14 protein-coding genes are annotated in these 16,619 nt (G+C 28.0%); 4 read left to right on the top strand and 10 right to left on the bottom strand.

The window, feature by feature from the left end:
- Window positions 1–18: 18 nt before the first annotated feature.
- Window positions 19–444, bottom strand: coding sequence for a hypothetical protein (locus CLTEP_RS00745; RefSeq protein ID WP_066821059.1), 426 nt, complete (start codon window positions 442–444; stop codon window positions 19–21).
- Between the two features lie 168 nt (window positions 445–612).
- Here CLTEP_RS00745 and lexA point away from each other — a divergent pair, with 168 nt between their 5' ends.
- Entirely contained in the window at window positions 613–1,227 is a 615-nt protein-coding gene (gene lexA / locus CLTEP_RS00740) for a transcriptional repressor LexA (RefSeq protein WP_066821056.1), read from the top strand.
- 87 nt (window positions 1,228–1,314) lie between these two features.
- On the opposite strand, the gene CLTEP_RS00735 is transcribed toward lexA, so the two are convergent.
- The 6 genes from CLTEP_RS00735 to miaB form a co-directional block, all read right to left on the bottom strand.
- Window positions 1,315–2,607 carry a methionine gamma-lyase family protein gene (locus CLTEP_RS00735; protein ID WP_066821053.1) on the bottom strand — a complete coding sequence of 431 codons (1,293 nt, stop codon included), beginning with the start codon at window positions 2,605–2,607 and terminating at the stop codon, window positions 1,315–1,317.
- Window positions 2,608–2,765: 158 nt separating this feature from the next.
- Complete coding sequence (gene hfq, locus CLTEP_RS00730; protein ID WP_066821049.1) at window positions 2,766–3,005, bottom strand: RNA chaperone Hfq; 240 nt, start codon at window positions 3,003–3,005, stop codon at window positions 2,766–2,768.
- Between the two features lie 78 nt (window positions 3,006–3,083).
- On the bottom strand, window positions 3,084–4,025 hold the full coding sequence (miaA, locus tag CLTEP_RS00725) for a tRNA (adenosine(37)-N6)-dimethylallyltransferase MiaA (RefSeq protein ID WP_066821046.1): 942 nt from the start codon (window positions 4,023–4,025) through the stop codon (window positions 3,084–3,086).
- 12 nt (window positions 4,026–4,037) lie between these two features.
- Window positions 4,038–5,900, bottom strand: coding sequence for a DNA mismatch repair endonuclease MutL (gene mutL, locus CLTEP_RS00720; RefSeq protein WP_066821043.1), 1,863 nt, complete (start codon window positions 5,898–5,900; stop codon window positions 4,038–4,040).
- A gap of 36 nt (window positions 5,901–5,936) precedes the next feature.
- A complete protein-coding gene (gene mutS, locus CLTEP_RS00715) occupies window positions 5,937–8,618 on the bottom strand; it encodes a DNA mismatch repair protein MutS (protein WP_066821041.1) in 2,682 nt (893 codons plus the stop codon).
- 14 nt (window positions 8,619–8,632) lie between these two features.
- The gene (gene miaB, locus CLTEP_RS00710; RefSeq protein ID WP_066821039.1) at window positions 8,633–9,958 is read right to left on the bottom strand and encodes a tRNA (N6-isopentenyl adenosine(37)-C2)-methylthiotransferase MiaB; all 1,326 of its coding nucleotides are present in this window, start codon (window positions 9,956–9,958) and stop codon (window positions 8,633–8,635) included.
- A gap of 258 nt (window positions 9,959–10,216) precedes the next feature.
- Here miaB and CLTEP_RS00705 point away from each other — a divergent pair, with 258 nt between their 5' ends.
- From CLTEP_RS00705 to CLTEP_RS00700, 3 genes are all read left to right on the top strand, one after another.
- Entirely contained in the window at window positions 10,217–11,401 is a 1,185-nt protein-coding gene (locus CLTEP_RS00705) for an aminotransferase-like domain-containing protein (protein WP_066821037.1), read from the top strand.
- 66 nt (window positions 11,402–11,467) lie between these two features.
- On the top strand, window positions 11,468–11,629 hold the full coding sequence (locus tag CLTEP_RS14800; protein WP_161938333.1) for a hypothetical protein: 162 nt from the start codon (window positions 11,468–11,470) through the stop codon (window positions 11,627–11,629).
- 22 nt (window positions 11,630–11,651) lie between these two features.
- Window positions 11,652–12,848 (top strand): pyridoxal phosphate-dependent aminotransferase, encoded by a 1,197-nt coding sequence (locus CLTEP_RS00700; protein ID WP_066821850.1) that lies wholly within the window; start codon window positions 11,652–11,654, stop codon window positions 12,846–12,848.
- A gap of 107 nt (window positions 12,849–12,955) precedes the next feature.
- Here the strand turns inward: CLTEP_RS00700 and CLTEP_RS00695 are convergent, their stop codons facing one another.
- The 3 genes from CLTEP_RS00695 to CLTEP_RS00685 all read right to left on the bottom strand — a co-directional run bounded on the left by CLTEP_RS00695 (window position 12,956) and on the right by CLTEP_RS00685 (window position 16,617).
- Window positions 12,956–13,504, bottom strand: a complete 549-nt coding sequence (locus tag CLTEP_RS00695; protein WP_066821034.1) for a GNAT family N-acetyltransferase — start codon at window positions 13,502–13,504, stop codon at window positions 12,956–12,958.
- Between the two features lie 36 nt (window positions 13,505–13,540).
- Complete coding sequence (locus CLTEP_RS00690; RefSeq protein WP_066821031.1) at window positions 13,541–14,596, bottom strand: CotS family spore coat protein; 1,056 nt, start codon at window positions 14,594–14,596, stop codon at window positions 13,541–13,543.
- A gap of 107 nt (window positions 14,597–14,703) precedes the next feature.
- Window positions 14,704–16,617, bottom strand: a complete 1,914-nt coding sequence (locus CLTEP_RS00685) for a bifunctional 4-hydroxy-3-methylbut-2-enyl diphosphate reductase/30S ribosomal protein S1 (RefSeq protein ID WP_066821029.1) — start codon at window positions 16,615–16,617, stop codon at window positions 14,704–14,706.
- Window positions 16,618–16,619 lie beyond the last annotated feature (2 nt).

The following is a 16,619-nucleotide window of genomic DNA, read 5'->3' as shown; positions in this document are numbered from 1 at the left end:
GCTTACATTTTCCTTCCCCTACCCTTTTCTTTTATTAAGTACAACAAATCCAGGATATTCTTCATGTGCTAATTTATTAAGAAGACTTTCATTATTAAGTATTTCATTTAAATTCTCAATATCATCAATATATTCCCACATATCATCATTATCTAAAATATCAAATGAAGTATCTGAATCACATTGCGAAGTATAAAAATCCTCTGAATAAGTTATGCCAAATTTTTCTTCATATAAATCTGTTTCAGTGCTATCTGTACTATCAGTGTTATTTGTAGTATTTTCAATAACATCAGTTATTTTGATAGCTTTAACATCATATCCTTCTAATTCTAAACATTTACCGCAGTTAGTACATTTTTTATTAGGATAAAGTAAGCATGTTTCACATTCACCACAGTTGTTGCATATTTTATTCGAATCAAAAATACAATATTTAGACATACCATCAACCTTCTTTTACCAGTATTTTGACTATATTTCAGTATGGTATTATATCAGATTAGACACTAATATGCAAATTTATATTGTATTTTATTAGAACATAGGTTTGATAATAATTTATTGCTATGCTATAATTCTTGTATATGGCTATATTTAGGAGGGAAAGGTATGACTAAAAATAGAGATATAGGCAAAAAACAAAGAGAAATATACGAATTTATAAAGTGTCAAATTCAAGAAAAAGGATATCCTCCATCAGTAAGGGAGATATGTTATGCAGTTGGTTTAAGTTCTACTTCTACAGTCCATGGTCATCTGGCTAAATTAGAAAAATTAGGATATATAAGACGTGATCCAACTAAACCAAGAGCCATAGAATTGTTAAAAGACTCTATAATAAAGAAAGAGATGATAGATATACCTATTATAGGTAATATCACAGCTGGTTCTCCTATTCTTGCAGTTGAAAATGTTGAAGATACATTTTCAATTCCTTTACAATTTGTGAAGAAAAACAAAGACCTTTTCATTCTTAAAGTCTCTGGAGAAAGTATGATTAATGCTGGAATATTAGATAGTGATTTAGCAATTATTGAAAAAACTTCAGTTGCTGAAAATGGAGACATAGTAGTTGCATTAATTGATAATGAAGCTACATTGAAGAGGTTCTTCAAAGAAAAGGAATACATCAGATTGCAACCAGAAAATTCTAATATGGAACCTATCATTGTGAAACAATGTGATATTCTTGGAAAACTTGCAGGTATATACAGACAATATTAAAAAATATCTTCAGCTAATAAAAATTTTACTTAGCTGAAGATATTCTACTTTCTAAACAGTATAAACACATAATTTAGTAATTCACATCTATTTTTTATCTGATAGCACTTTAGAAAGCGCAATTAATATACCAATTTTAGCATGATCAAATGTTAAACCACCTTGTAAATAAGCAATATATGGTTCTCTGATTGGTGCATCTGCTGATAATTCTATAGAAGAGCCTTGAATAAATGCTCCAGCTGCCATAATAACTTGATCAGAATATCCAGGCATATCCCATGGCTCACATTCTGCAAATGAATCTATTGGTGAGCCATGTTGTATACCTTTACAAAATTGAATCAATTTTTCTTTATCATTGAATTTAATAGCTTGTATAATATCGCTTCTCTTATCATTATATTTAGGCAAAACTTCAAAACCAGCAATCTCCATAATTCTAGCACAGAGTATAGCACCTTTTAGTGCTTCCATTGATATATGCGGAGCTAAAAACAGTCCTTGATATAGTGAGCGCATAACTCCAAATGTTGAACCACACTCCCCTCCTATACCTGGAATTGTTAATCTATATGATGCTTGTTCAACATATTTATGCTTTCCTGCTATGTATCCTCCAGTAGGTGCTATACCACCACCAATATTTTTAATTAATGAACCAGCAATTAAATCTGCACCTACATCGGTTGGTTCTTTTGTATCAATAAATTCACCATAGCAATTATCTACAAAGCATATTATTTCAGGATTTATTTGTTTTACAGTTCGTATTATTTTTTCTATTTCTGATATATACAAAGATTTTCTCCAACCATACCCAGTAGAACGCTGTATGTGAACTAATTTTATAGATGAATCATTTTTAATAACATTTTCTATTTTATCAAAATCTATTTCATTGCTTTCTGTAAAATCTATTTGTTTATATAATACCCCAAATTCAGCCAATGAGCCTATACCACTATTATTATCTATCCCTATGATACTATGCAATGTATCATAGGGAGAACCACATACCGACAGCATTGTATCTCCTGGTCTTAGGTTTCCAAATAAAGCAGCTCCAATTGCATGAGTACCATTTACAAAATGCGGTCTTACTAAAGCACTTTCACAATTAAATATTCGTGCATAAACTTTATCTAATGCATCTCTACCAATATCACCATATCCATACCCAGTAGAATTTGTAAAATGAGATTCAGCAATCATTTCAGCTTGTAATGCATTTAGAACCTTTAGTTGATTAAACTCTCTAATTGAATCTAACTCTTTAAATACATCGCTTACATCTTCAATCGCTTTATCATAAATATCTAATACATTTTCGGTTATATTATACTTTTCAATAAGAAATTCTTTTGTTTCTTTTATCATAGTTGCTCTCCCATTAATACTTATTTATTCTAAAAAACTCCCACTTCTATAAGTAGTATATTGAAGTTTTTGCTTCAAGTGAAATAGAGTCTCTGCATAAAGACTCTATGCTTTGCTTTAGCAAAACGATTTCATTTTAGCAAAACTGTAAGAAATATTTACTTCTCTTTTGAGTTATCAATATATAATATTGGTTTATCAGGTGTAATAGATGATATTGCATGTTTGTATATTAACATTTGCTTACCATCTAAATTCAATATAACTGTGAAATTATCAAATCCTGAAACATTACCCTTAAGTTGATATCCATTTAGTAAATGTATTGTAACTGATATCTTATTTTTCCTAGCATTATTTAAAAATATATCTTGTAAATTATTATTTAATTTAGCCATATAGTCTTTACCTCCATATAAATTATTAATTTAATTATACAAATTAATTATCAACAAAAATACTCTTTTTGAAGAGGTTTATAAAGTACTGTTACATTTATAATGTTTAACTATCTCATGTGCAACACTTTCATCATTTTTAAAATTATCCTTATCAATCCAAATAACTCTTTTATCCTTTCTAAACCAAGTAAGTTGTCTTTTAGCATAATTTCTACTGCCTTTTTTAATCAAATAAATTGCTTCATCTAAAGAAATATCACCATTTAGATACATCAATATTTCTTTATACCCTATACCTTTCATTGATTGCATATCTTGAGTAAGCCCCATGCTTTTTAGACGTTTTACTTCATCAATCAGTCCGTTTTGAAGCATTATATCAACTCGCTTATTAATGCGTTCATAGAGCATTTCTCTATTCATAGTTAATACATAGTAATGTACTTTATATGGAATATCATAAATATCTATTTCTGAATTCAACTGAGCAATTGTTTTACCTGTGACTTTATAAACCTCTAAGGCTCTTATAACTCTTTTAATATCATTAGGATATAGCTTATTATAAGATTCGCTATCGCAATTTTTTAATAAATTATGAACATATTCATTTCCTTTTTCTTTTGCTAATCTATGTAAATAAGCTCTATATTCTTCATCTTTATTAGTTTCGGCAAAATTATAATTAAATATTAACGAATTTATATACAATCCTGTACCTCCAACGATAATTGGAAGTTTACCTCTTGATGTAATGTCCTTAATAAGGTAGTCAGCTCTATCATGAAATTCTGAAACACTGAATTCTTCAGTAGGTTCTATTATATCAATCATATGATGAGGAATACCCTTTTTTTCTTCATCTGTAATTTTTGCAGAACCAATATCCATATGTTTATATATTTGCATTGAATCAGCTGATATTATTTCTCCATTTAGAGCTTTTGCTAATAATATTGAAATATTTGTCTTTCCTACTGCTGTAGGGCCTGCTAATATTAATATATTCGATTTCATCAAAATCACCTTTTACTGAATTCTCTTAAATTTTTTCTCTAGTTCATTTAGCGTAAATTTTATTATTGTTGGTCTTCCATGTGGACACGTAAATGGGTCATCACACTCTCTTAAATCATCAATTAAACGAGCCATTTCATCTAAAGAAAGTTTATCATGTGCCTTAATAGCAGCCTTACATGCCATTTTTGCAATAACATCATATTTTACTTCTGTAGTCTTACCAGTTCCCATATTTCTTAAATTATCAACTATTTGCTCAAATAAATTTGATAAATCTGGTTTCCCTAATATTACAGGAACTTCTCTAATAGCGATAGTATTTTCACCAAAGATTTCAATATTAAAACCTGTATCAGTAAATATATCGCTATTTTCAGCATAAATAACAAATTCTTCAGGAGTCATTTCTTTTACCAATGGAGTAACAAGCATTTGTGAAACTACAGAATTATTGGCAATACCTTTTCTGAACTTTTCAAATAATATTTTTTCATGTGCAGCATGCTGATCAACAATGTATAACGTATCATACGACTCAGCAATAATGTAAGTGCTATTAAACTGACCAATTATTTTTAATTCAGGGAAATTTACTGTTGTATTTGTATTACTATTAGTATTGTTACCTAAAATAGTATTTTCATAATTTAAGCTTTTTGCATCAGCCCTAATATATTGCTCAATATTAGAGGTAATATTAGGTTTAGTATTCTTATCCGTAGTGTTTTCAAAAACACTTTTTGTTTCCTTTATAAGAGTTTTATTCATATGTTCTTCTTTAGATGGAGACTTTAAATCAATTGGTATTTGAGATATAGTAGTAGATTGACTATTATTCTTTTCAATTGATGGAAAATCATTATTTATGTTAAAACTTTCTTTAAGACTATTTCTTAAAGCTTCATGAACAGCATCAAAAACCAATTTGAATATAACCTTATCTTGTTGAAATTTTATTTCTGATTTTGTAGGATGAACATTCACATCTATATATTCAGGGAAAATATCTATAAACAGAATAAAAAAAGGAAATTTATTTATAGTTAAAAAAGACTTAAAAGCATTTTCAACAGCTGCAGTTATTAACTTGCTTTTTATTAATCTTTTATTAACAAATATGCTTTGTCTATTTCTACTGCCCCTACTTATTTCAGCATTTCCTACGTAACCATGTACAGAAGCTATATCAATATGCTTTTCAAAGCTAATAATATTGTTATACACTTCTTTCCCATAAAGTATTCTTATATTTTCTAAAACATTATCATTTGCATATGTTATAAATGATTTTTTACCATTTTTATAGTATTTGAAAGAAATATCAGAATTTACAATTGCAATTCTGGTTAACATATCTGAAATCAAAACAGCTTCTCTTTGTGCAGATTTGAGAAATTTTTGTCTAGCAGGAACATTATAAAACAAATCATTCACTTCAATAGCCGTTCCATTACTACAACCTATCTCTTTTATATAGTTTATATTTCCACCACTAATGCTTATTTCCTTACCAAAATCAAAATACTTAGTTTTAGTTTTTAAAACAACATTTGAAACAGAAGCTATACTAGCTAGTGCTTCACCTCTAAATCCAAGAGTATTTATTGAGTAAATATCAGCAATTTCCTTGATTTTACTTGTTGCATGTTCATTAAATGCTTTTTCAATATCTTCTGGATGAATACCAATACCATCATCAGAAACTTTAATACTTTCTTGACCACCGTCATATATTTCAATACAAATATTTTTTGACTCAGCGTCAATACTATTTTCAACTAGTTCTTTAACAACAGAATAAGGTCTTTCTACTACTTCACCTGCAGCTATTTTATTTGAAGTTTGTTGACTAAGTACATGTATCCTCTTCATTACTCCATCTCCCTAAGTATGAACTTATCTACAAGATTAAATACTATTCGCCTTTTTAATTATATCATATAACTTATTAAATCCATCTATTAGCGTAAGATTTAATATATCAATATTCTTTATTTCATTTATAAGGTTATCTTTTGATATATCTAAAATATTTAATTGCTTAGGTAAATCACCTTCTTTAGAAGTATACTCTTTTGATTCTTCATTGAATTCTTCATTGGTAGTCATTGCATCAGATTTTTTATCAGTTAATAATGTTTTATTTTCCTTAGCAATACAATTAATGTTTGCTGTATCATTTGTACTCTCAAGTTCAGCCAATATCTCTTTTGCTCTTTTTACAACATCATTCGGAAGACCAGCCAACTTTGCGACCTCAATACCATAAGATTCATCTGCTCCTCCAGGTACAATCTTACGCAAAAACACAATTTCACCATCGATGTTTTTAACAGCAATAGAGTAGTTTTTTACTCCTGTAATTTCACCTTCTAATTTAATTAATTCATGATAATGTGTGGCAAATAAAGTTTTACATCTTATGCGAGGAATACTGCACATATATTCTATTATTGACCAAGCAATACTTAATCCATCAAAAGTACTAGTACCCCTGCCTACTTCATCAAGCAAGACAAGACTTCTATTTGTTGCATTCTTTAATATATTAGCTACTTCGCACATTTCAACCATAAATGTGCTTTTACCAGCAGCTAAATCATCAGATGCACCAATTCTAGTAAATATCTTATCGCAAATTGATATATTAGCTGTATTTGCAGGTACGAAGCTTCCAATTTGAGCCATCAGAGTAATGAGTGCAACTTGCCTCATGTATGTAGATTTTCCAGCCATATTTGGACCAGTTATAATCAATAGTTGATCATCTTTATTGTCTATATAAGTATCATTTTCAACAAAACTATTATTTTTAAGTACTTTTTCAACTACAGGATGTCTACCACCTTTAATTTCAATAACTCCACTCTCATTTATTTTAGGTTTAACATAGTTATTTTCTAGTGCAACTGTTGCCAAAGAACTTAAACAATCCAATTCAGATATTATTTTAGCGGCTTTTTTCATTCTGTCATTTTCCTTTTCAATGCTTTCCCTTATACTAACAAATATTTCATATTCTAATTTAATTAATTTATCTTCAGCACCCAATATTTCCTCTTCCATCTTTTTTAGTTCAGGTATTATAAATCTCTCAGCATTTGACAATGTTTGTTTCCTAATATATCTATCTTCAGGTATTAAATGAAGATTGGCTTTTGTCACTTCAATATAATAACCAAAAACCTTGTTGTACCCAACCTTGAGAGATTTTATTCCAGTTAATTCTCTCTCATTTTTTTCGAGATTTGAAATCCAATTTTTGCCATTGATTTTTGCTTCTCGTAATTTATCTATTTCATCATTAAATCCTTGCTTAATTATGTTGCCTTCTTTCATATTAATTGGAGGATTTTCATTAATGCTTTTTTCAAGTAAAGAAAAAATATCTTTTAAATCATCTAATTTTTCATTCATAGATACAATTAAATTCGAATTAAATTCTTTAAGCAAGTATTTTATTGAAGGAATTTTGCTAATAGACTTCTTCAGTGTAATTAATTCTTTTGCATTTACACTTTTACAACTTATTTTTCCAACAATTCTTTCAATATCGTATATGTTTTTTAAGCTTTCTTTTAATTCTTCATGATAATGTATGTTGTGAATTAATTCTTCTACTGCTAAAAGACGCTCTGTAATTTTACTTTCTTTTACTAAGGGTTGCTCCACCCATTTTCTAAGTCTTCTAGCACCCATAGATGTATTTGTTTTATCAAGCACCCACAATAGAGAACCTTTTTTACTGTTATTTCGAATTGTTTCAGTTAATTCAAGATTTCTTCTTGAATTAGAATCTATCACCAAGTAATCAACAATATTATAATATTCTAATGAATCAATATGAGATAACGCTGACTTCTGAGTTTCAATTATATATTTAAATAACCCACAAACCGAATAAAATAATTCATTTGTATATAGTTCTTTATTATAATTATTAAACTGTTCTCTTAAAATATTTTCAGCATTATCCGTAAAAAATTTATTTTCAAAACAAGTATAAAGAATAGGAAACTTTTCTTTAAACGTATTAATAACACATTCATCAATTGTATCTTGATAAATAATTTCAGAAGGATTAAATTTTGAAATTTCATCTATAATTATTGATAAATTAAACTTAGTCTCAGTACAATAAAGTTCTCCAGTAGAAATATCAGCAAAACTTAAACCACATAAATCTGTTTCATTATCTATAAAAATACTCATTATAAAATTATTTTTACCTTCTTCTAAAAAATTAGAATCAGTATATGTTCCAGGAGTAATAATCTTAACTATATCTCTTTTTACAATGCCTTTTGCCAATGAAGGATCTTCAATCTGTTCACATATCGCTACTTTATATCCTCTACCAACAAGCTTACCTATATATGAGTTTGCAGCATGATATGGTATGCCACACATTGGAGCTCTTTTTTCAAGTCCGCAATCACGTCCAGTAAGAACCAATTCAAGTTCTTTTGCTGCGATTTCTGCATCATCAAAAAACATTTCATAAAAATCTCCAAGTCTAAAAAACAAAATACAATCTTGGCATTTTTCTTTAATTTGAATATATTGCTTCATCATAGGAGTAAGAGCCAATTTAGGTACCCCCTTTATACTTCTTCACCGATTAATGAAAATGATTTTGCCTCAGTAATCTTAACATTAACTAATTTGCCTATATTTTTATGATCTCCTTTAAAATTAACAAGCTTCGAAGTTCTAGTTCTTCCCGTCAATTTTGAAGGATCTGTCTTGCTAGGTGATTCAACTAGTACTTCTACAATCTTATCTTCATATTCTTTATTTTTCTTTTTAGAAATTTCATTAACAACTTCGACAAGCCTATTAAATCTTTCATGTTTTATATTCTCGGGAATTTGGTCCTCATATTTAGCAGCCGGTGTACCGTTTCTTTTAGAATATAAAAATGTAAATGCAGAATCGTATTCTACTTCTTTTACAAGACTTAATGTATCATTAAAATCTTCCTCAGTTTCTCCAGGAAAACCCACAATGATATCTGTAGTCAATGCTACATTAGGTATAGCCTTTTTTATTCTATATACTAAATCTAAATATTGTTCTCTAGTATAATGTCTATTCATCTTCTTTAATATTTTCGTTGAACCTGATTGAAAAGGTAGATGAATATGTTCACAAAGTTTGTCGCATTCAGCTATTGTATCAATAAGTTCTTGAGATAAATCTTTAGGATGAGAAGTCATAAATCTTATTCTTTCTAATCCTTCTATATTATTAATTCTTCTTAAAAGCTTAGCAAAGTTTATTTCAGGCTTTAATCCTTTACCATATGAATTAACATTTTGACCCAATAAGGTAATTTCTTTATATCCTTTAGCAACTAATTCTTTTATTTCTTTCTCAATATCTTCTGGAGTTCTGCTTCGTTCTCTTCCTCTTACATATGGTACAATGCAATAAGTACAAAAGTTATTACATCCATACATAATCGTAACAAAAGCTTTAACGCTGCTTAATCTATCAACAGGAAGTCCTTCAATAATTTCGCCTTCATTATTCCAAATATCAACAATTTGCTTTTCACCATTTATTATTCTATTTAAATATTTAGGGAACTTATATGCATTGTGTGTTCCAATAATTATATTAACAAAAGGAAATTTTTTAGCTAATTCTTCAGCAACTCCAGGCTGCTGCATCATACACCCAGAAATTGCTATTATTAATTTAGGATTTTTCTTCTTTAAGTGCTTTAACTGTCCCAAATTACCAAACACTTTTTGTTCTGCATTTTCTCTTACAGCACATGTATTAAAAATTATTATATCTGCTTCTTCTTTAGATATTACTCTTGAATAATTTTTTAATTTTAACATACCCGAAAGCTTTTCAGAGTCTTCCTCATTCATCTGACAACCCCATGTTTCAATAAAATATTTAAGTTTATTATTCATACTCTTCCTCTTTTCTAGTATTTATTTATCATTAACTTATTATATAAAATTTAATAGCTTTTTTGAAGTAAATTTTAATATATATTTAGCATTTGACAAAAAAACAACATATTATATAAATTAATAAAAACTATAACTCATATATTTATTTACTTGAAAAAGATATATATCATAAAGTATAATATAGTTGGAGTTTATAGTACACAAATGTTCTTAATAATGTATACTTTTTCGTATAATAAATTTGGAGGTGTTTTTGTGGAATTGAAATTTGCAAATAGAGTTTCTAATGTTAAAGCTTCAGAAATCAGAGAATTATTAAAATTAACACAACAGCCTGAAATTATTTCTTTTGCTGGAGGACTTCCTGCACCAGAGTTATTTCCAAAAGAAAAACTCAAGATCATATTTGATAAGGTTATGGAAGAAAGCGGTAGTGTAGCTCTTCAGTACACTACAACTGAAGGATATCTTCCTCTAAGGGAAATTATTGCTGAACAAAGGATGAAACCAAGTGGAATAAACTGTACTGCAGAAAACATAATGATAACCAATGGTTCTCAACAAGGTTTAGAATTTTCCGCAAGATTATTTGTTAATGAAGGTGATGTAATTATTTGTGAAAGTCCAAGTTATCTTGGTGCAATTAATGCATTTAAAATTTATGGACCTAAATTTGTTGAAATTCCAATGGATGATAATGGTATGATAGTTGAAGAATTAGAAAAAGCTTTGAAAAAATATCCTGAAACTAAAATGATATATACTATTCCAGATTTTCAGAATCCTAGTGGTAAAACAATGAATTTAGAAAGAAGAAAAAGAATTGCAGAGCTTGCTTCACAATATAAGATACCTGTTATTGAAGATAGTCCGTATGGTGAATTAAGGTTTGAAGGTGAAAAGTTACCATGTATACAGAGTTTTGATACTGAAGGCTATGTAATAACTTTAGGAACGTTCTCAAAAACATTCTGTCCTGGTTTAAGAATTGGTTGGGTATGTGCTAATCCAGAAATAGTTCAAAAATATGTATTGGTTAAACAAGGTGCTGATTTGCAGAGTGGGACAATAAACCAAATGGTTGCAGCTAAGTTTATGCAAGAATATAATCTTGATGATCATATAGATAAAATAATAGATGTTTATAAAAAACGTAGAGATTTAATGTTAGATAGCATAAAAAAATATTTTCCTGAGGGAATTAAGGTTACTTATCCTGAGGGTGGATTATTTACTTGGGTTGAGTTAAGAGAAGATATTGATGCTAGAAAAGTAAATATGGAAGCACTTAAAGAAAAAGTTGCAGTTGTACCTGGAGGCTCTTTCTTCCCTAATGGTGGTAAGGAAAATTACTTTAGACTAAACTATTCTAATATGTCAGAAGATAAGATAGTTGAAGGTATTAAAAGATTAGGTAATGTGCTTAAAAAATATTATTAATTTTTATAATTTTTAATTTATTTATTTTCTCCTTATAGGTAATACTATCTATAAGGAGGGATTTTTATGTATAATGCAAAAGAAAATAATGTTTCTGATATGTTTTCTAATAATAAATTAAAGTATGATTGTATATGTGAAAGAATGTATTTCGAAATAAATCAAAATAGTTCAATGGTAAATGTAAAAAAATCTCTTATACCCATTGAAAATATTTTGGAGGATTAAATTGTTGAGAGGAGCAATAACAATGATATTATCTAACAGAATTCAAAACATGCAATTTTCACCAATTAGGAAATTAGTTCCTTACGCTGAAGAGGCTAAAAAGAAAGGAGTGAGTGTGTATCATTTAAACATTGGACAACCTGATATAAAAACTCCTGAAACATTTATAGAAGGTATTAGAAAGTATGATGATGAAGTATTAAAATATGCTAATTCACAAGGTATTCCAGAATTGATAGAAAGCTTTATAAAATATTATAAAGAATGGAATATAGAATTTGATAATGATGAAATAATTGTTACAAATGGTGGCTCTGAAGCGCTAATGTTTGCATTAATGGCTATCTGTGATTATGATGATGAAGTCATTATACCAGAACCATTTTATACTAATTATAATGGCTTTTCTGCAGTTGCTGGTACAAAAGTGGTTCCTGTAACAACAAAAGCAGAAGAAGGATTTCATCTTCCAAGTAAAGAAGTAATTGAAAGTAAAATAACAGATAGAACGAGAGCTATAATGATTTCTAATCCAGGAAATCCTACAGGTGTTGTTTATTCAGAAGAAGAAGTTAGAATGCTTGCTGATATAGTAAAAGAACATGATTTATTTCTTATTTCGGATGAAGTATATAGAGAGTTTGTATATGATGGTCTAAAATATACATCAGCACTTTATATGGATGATATAGTAGATAGAGTTATTTTAATTGACAGTGTTTCTAAGAGATATAGTGCTTGCGGAGCAAGAATTGGTTTAGTTGCATCTAAAAACAAAGAAATAATTAATCAAATTATGAAGCTTGCACAATCTAGATTATGTGTACCTACTGTTGAACAAATAGCTTGTGCTAATCTTATTAAAACTCCAAAAGCTTATTTTGAAGAAGTTTTAAAAGAATATGAAACAAGACGAAACATTTTATATAAAAAACTTTCTGAAATGCCTGGTGTTATTTGCAAAAAACCTACTGGTGCATTCTATGTGGTAGCAAAATTACCTGTTGAATCTGGAGAAGACTTCGCAAAATGGTTGCTTACTGATTTTAACTATCAAAATAAAACTGTTATGATTGCCCCTGCTGAAGGATTTTATGCTACAGAAGGATTAGGTAAGGATGAAATTAGAATTTCATATTGTCTAAATACTACTGCATTAGAAGATGCAATGAATATACTTGGTATGGCATTGGAAAAATATATTAGCATCAAAAAATAAAAGTAAAGGGCTATCGTACTAAATAGTTAGTGCGTAGCTCTTTTTTTGAGTAGAAGATAATTGATTAATTTAATTATCTCCTACTCGATTATAAAAATATTTTTCATTTAAATAAATCCTATTTTTGTATATAAATCAATAGCAATATTGTTTTTATACTCTACCCTTATTTTTACACTATCATAATCAGTATCCACTAATAAGCTTAACAAATAATATAATAGTTGTTTGCCATATCCATAACCTCTGAATTCCTTTTTTATACCTAGGTTTACTATCTGTGGTATATCATCTTGAAGTATTATTTGACCATAACCTATAAATTGCTCCCCTTTTTTTAAAAATATCGACCATTCATTTCTATAATAACTTTGCTTTTCATCCCAATATATATCAGTTACTTGTAGAGGAATTCTATATGGCGCATTGAAAATTTCATTTTGAATATCACAGCGTAACTGTTCATCTTTATCTATGGTAAAATTTACAAATTTTATATCATCATCATTGAATTGATACATTTCAAAGTCATTTAGATTATATGTCATTTCATATACTTCTATTTTGTTTATTTTATCATTAAGAAAAGAGTTTTGAGTAAATGATTTTTTTAAATAGTTAAATATTCTTGAATATACTTTTTTTAACTGGTACATGTAAGTTCTTCCTCGCAAATAGTTACTCATTAATTATTAGTGATAATCAATCAAAAAATTAATATACTCATTGATAAATGCATCTTGATATTGTAAATATTTTATAATTTTATTTAATTTATGAATGTACTTATCTTCAGACCAATTCTTATTATTTATATATCTCTTTTTGCCTAATTTCCAGAATTTATGAGGGAAAATTATAAATGCCAACATAATTTCAAGTTCATTCTTTGAAAGTTTATAAATCGAATTATAGCTTTCAATAATAGCTCTAGCTGAATTAAATCCCCATTTATACTCTTTTTTGTACATTAATCTTTGTATAAATTTTCCGAGATCATTAAATCTTAAATCAATTATTATACTATTCATATCAATTAAATAAAATTCTTTATCTTTTTTAATAATATTTTGATAATAAAAGCTATTGTGACATATTGTTTTTTTCGATGAATATTCTCTGGAAATTTTATGATATTGAGAAGAATTGAGTGTATTGAGTGCTTTTAGTCCTCTATAGTAGAATTTATCAATATTTGCTAAAAACATATTATCAAATTCATTTATTAACCTTTTTTTACTTATAGAATTCTCAAACCTCTCAAAATCATTTAAATTATCTATAAATATTTTGGACCAATTTTTCATATTATTTTTAATATTATATTTTTCTACATTTAGTAATTCAGTTGATTTATGAAATTCTGCCATAAGTTTAGCAGCTTTGCAAGCTTCATTTATATTGGATAAATCACATTCTACTCCATTTATCCACTCTGTTGCAAAAAATATCATATTCTTATATTTTACATATACATGTTCATTAGTTGTTTTTAAATATCTGGGGGTATTTTCAAATCCTAGCTTTCTTAAATCTTCTACCAATTTGTATGATGATAGTACTTTTTTTCTTCCGTTCTTCATTTTTTTTATACATATTTCTTTTGAATCTTTTAACTTTACTTTATATGCACTTCTAACTTTACTAGCCGTTAAAAATTTCAAACCATAATTTTTGCAAATTTCATTGAGTATAATTTCCTCTTCATAGGTACATTTAGAATTATCACTCAATTTTCTATAATTCATATTGTAATCCCCCAATAGTCATGCTACTAAAATTATATTAATTTTAATATAATTTATTACAAAAATAGAACGTAATTATACGTTCTATCAAAAACACACAAGTAATGTTAAATTTCTTCTAGAGCCTTAATACTTAAAGAAATCTTTTTATTTTCTTTATTGACATCTAAAATTTTAGCTTTGACTAATTCACCAATTTTTAAAACTTCTTCTGGTTTATTAATTCTCTTATGTGCAATCTGAGATATATGAATAAGACCATCTATACCCGGTTCTAATTCAACAAAAGCACCAAAACTTGCAAAGCGAACTACTTTTCCTAATACAACATTACCTATTGGATATTTTTCATCAACATTTGTCCAAGGATCTTCTTTAAGTTTTCTAATACTAAGTGACAATTTTTTATTTTCTTTATCTATATCAAGAATATAGACATTTATTTTTTGACCAATCTCTAATTCATCTTCAACTTTAACAACTTTACCCCACGATATTTCAGAAATATGAAGCAATCCATCCACACCGTTGATTTCAACAAAAGCACCAAAATTCGTTATTCTTCTAACTACTCCTTCAACTACAGCACCTTTTTCTAGCGATTTCCATGTTTCGCACTCCATTTTTTCCTTTTCACTTCTTAATATTTCTTTTCTAGATGCAATTATTTTTGTTTTTCTTCTTTCAACTAAATATTCAATGACTACAACCTCTAATTCTTTTCCTAAATAATCTTCCATATTAGCTACGTGGTGTAAATCTATGTGTGATGCTGGAATAAATACTCTAATCGATTTATAGCTAGCTAATAATCCACCTTTAATTACTTGTTTTATTAATACTTTGATTACACGCTTTTCCTTAAAAGCATCCTCTAATTCAACATAAGCTTTTTCTCTATCAATTTCAATCTTTGATAAAACAACATTGCCATCAGAGTTTTTTACATTAATTACTTTTGCTTCAACTACATCACCAATATTAAATATATCAGTTAATACAGTATTTTCATCTTTAGTAACTTCATTACGAGGAAGTAATCCGTCAGATTTGTATCCTAAATTTACATAAGCTTCATTTTCAGTTAAAGATATAATTTCACCCTTTATAACCTTACCTACATAAATTTTTACATCGTTTTCTTCCATAAATTTTAATTGTTCATTCATTTGAGTATTTTCGTTGTTCATTTTTAATATAACCTCCTTTATAATCCAATCTGGTGTCGAAGCACCAGCAGTAACACCAATATTTACTATATTGTTGGAAAAAATAATTTCTTCTGGAATCTCTTTGGCACTTTCAATATGAATTGTTCTAGAGCAATTGCTTTTACATATTTCATAAAGTTTAGTAGTGTTTGAACTATGCTTACCACCAATTACAATCATAACTTGAACTTTTTTGGAAAGTTCATATGCAGATTTCTGGCGAATACCAGTAGCACTACATATAGTATTAAACACTAATGTTTCACTGCAATTGTCTATCAATTTACTAGCTATATTTTTAAAAATTTCATATTTTTCAGTGGTCTGTGAAACAATGCAAACTTTTTTAGAAAAGTTAGGAATATATTTCTCTCCTTTTGTTATAAATGCATCATCATCGCACCATCCATTAATTCCAATTACTTCTGGATGATTTTCATCTCCAACAATAACAATCTGATAACCTAATCCATGGTACATCTGAACTTTATTATGAATGGCTTTAACATATGGACAGGTTGCATCGACTACAATTAAGCCTTTGCTTTCTAGGTCATTTAATATATTTTTTGACACCCCATGCGAACGTATAATAACAACATCATTTTCATCTAAAGAATCTATATCTTCATACTCAATAGGATATACACCTTTTTCCTTAAGAAATTTAACTACATCATTATTGTGTATTAATGGTCCAAGAGTATAAATTTTTCGTCCATATTTATTCTTAGTATTCAACGAAATATCAACAGCACGCTTTACGCCATAACAAAATCCAGCATTTTGTGCTAAAATAACATTCTTCACAA

Origin of the sequence: Clostridium tepidiprofundi DSM 19306 (assembly GCF_001594005.1) — a bacterium.
GTDB lineage: Bacteria > Bacillota > Clostridia > Clostridiales > Clostridiaceae > Clostridium_AC > Clostridium_AC tepidiprofundi.
The sequence above is the reverse complement of the archived record's forward strand: the minus strand, read 5'-3'. Positions and strand labels throughout refer to the sequence as shown.

What these genes read in the sequence shown, in the direction of transcription:
- CLTEP_RS00690 (WP_066821031.1), bottom strand. Translation starts at nt 14,596, where the DNA reads ATGAATTATAGAAAATTGAGTGATAATTCTAAATGTACCTATGAAGAG.
- lexA (WP_066821056.1), top strand. Translation starts at nt 613, where the DNA reads ATGACTAAAAATAGAGATATAGGCAAAAAACAAAGAGAAATATACGAA.
- hfq (WP_066821049.1), bottom strand. Translation starts at nt 3,005, where the DNA reads ATGGCTAAATTAAATAATAATTTACAAGATATATTTTTAAATAATGCT.
- CLTEP_RS00745 (WP_066821059.1), bottom strand. Translation starts at nt 444, where the DNA reads ATGTCTAAATATTGTATTTTTGATTCGAATAAAATATGCAACAACTGT.
- mutL (WP_066821043.1), bottom strand. Translation starts at nt 5,900, where the DNA reads ATGAAGAGGATACATGTACTTAGTCAACAAACTTCAAATAAAATAGCT.
- CLTEP_RS00735 (WP_066821053.1), bottom strand. Translation starts at nt 2,607, where the DNA reads ATGATAAAAGAAACAAAAGAATTTCTTATTGAAAAGTATAATATAACC.
- CLTEP_RS00695 (WP_066821034.1), bottom strand. Translation starts at nt 13,504, where the DNA reads ATGTACCAGTTAAAAAAAGTATATTCAAGAATATTTAACTATTTAAAA.
- miaA (WP_066821046.1), bottom strand. Translation starts at nt 4,025, where the DNA reads ATGAAATCGAATATATTAATATTAGCAGGCCCTACAGCAGTAGGAAAG.
- CLTEP_RS14800 (WP_161938333.1), top strand. Translation starts at nt 11,468, where the DNA reads ATGTATAATGCAAAAGAAAATAATGTTTCTGATATGTTTTCTAATAAT.
- CLTEP_RS00700 (WP_066821850.1), top strand. Translation starts at nt 11,652, where the DNA reads ATGATATTATCTAACAGAATTCAAAACATGCAATTTTCACCAATTAGG.
- miaB (WP_066821039.1), bottom strand. Translation starts at nt 9,958, where the DNA reads ATGAATAATAAACTTAAATATTTTATTGAAACATGGGGTTGTCAGATG.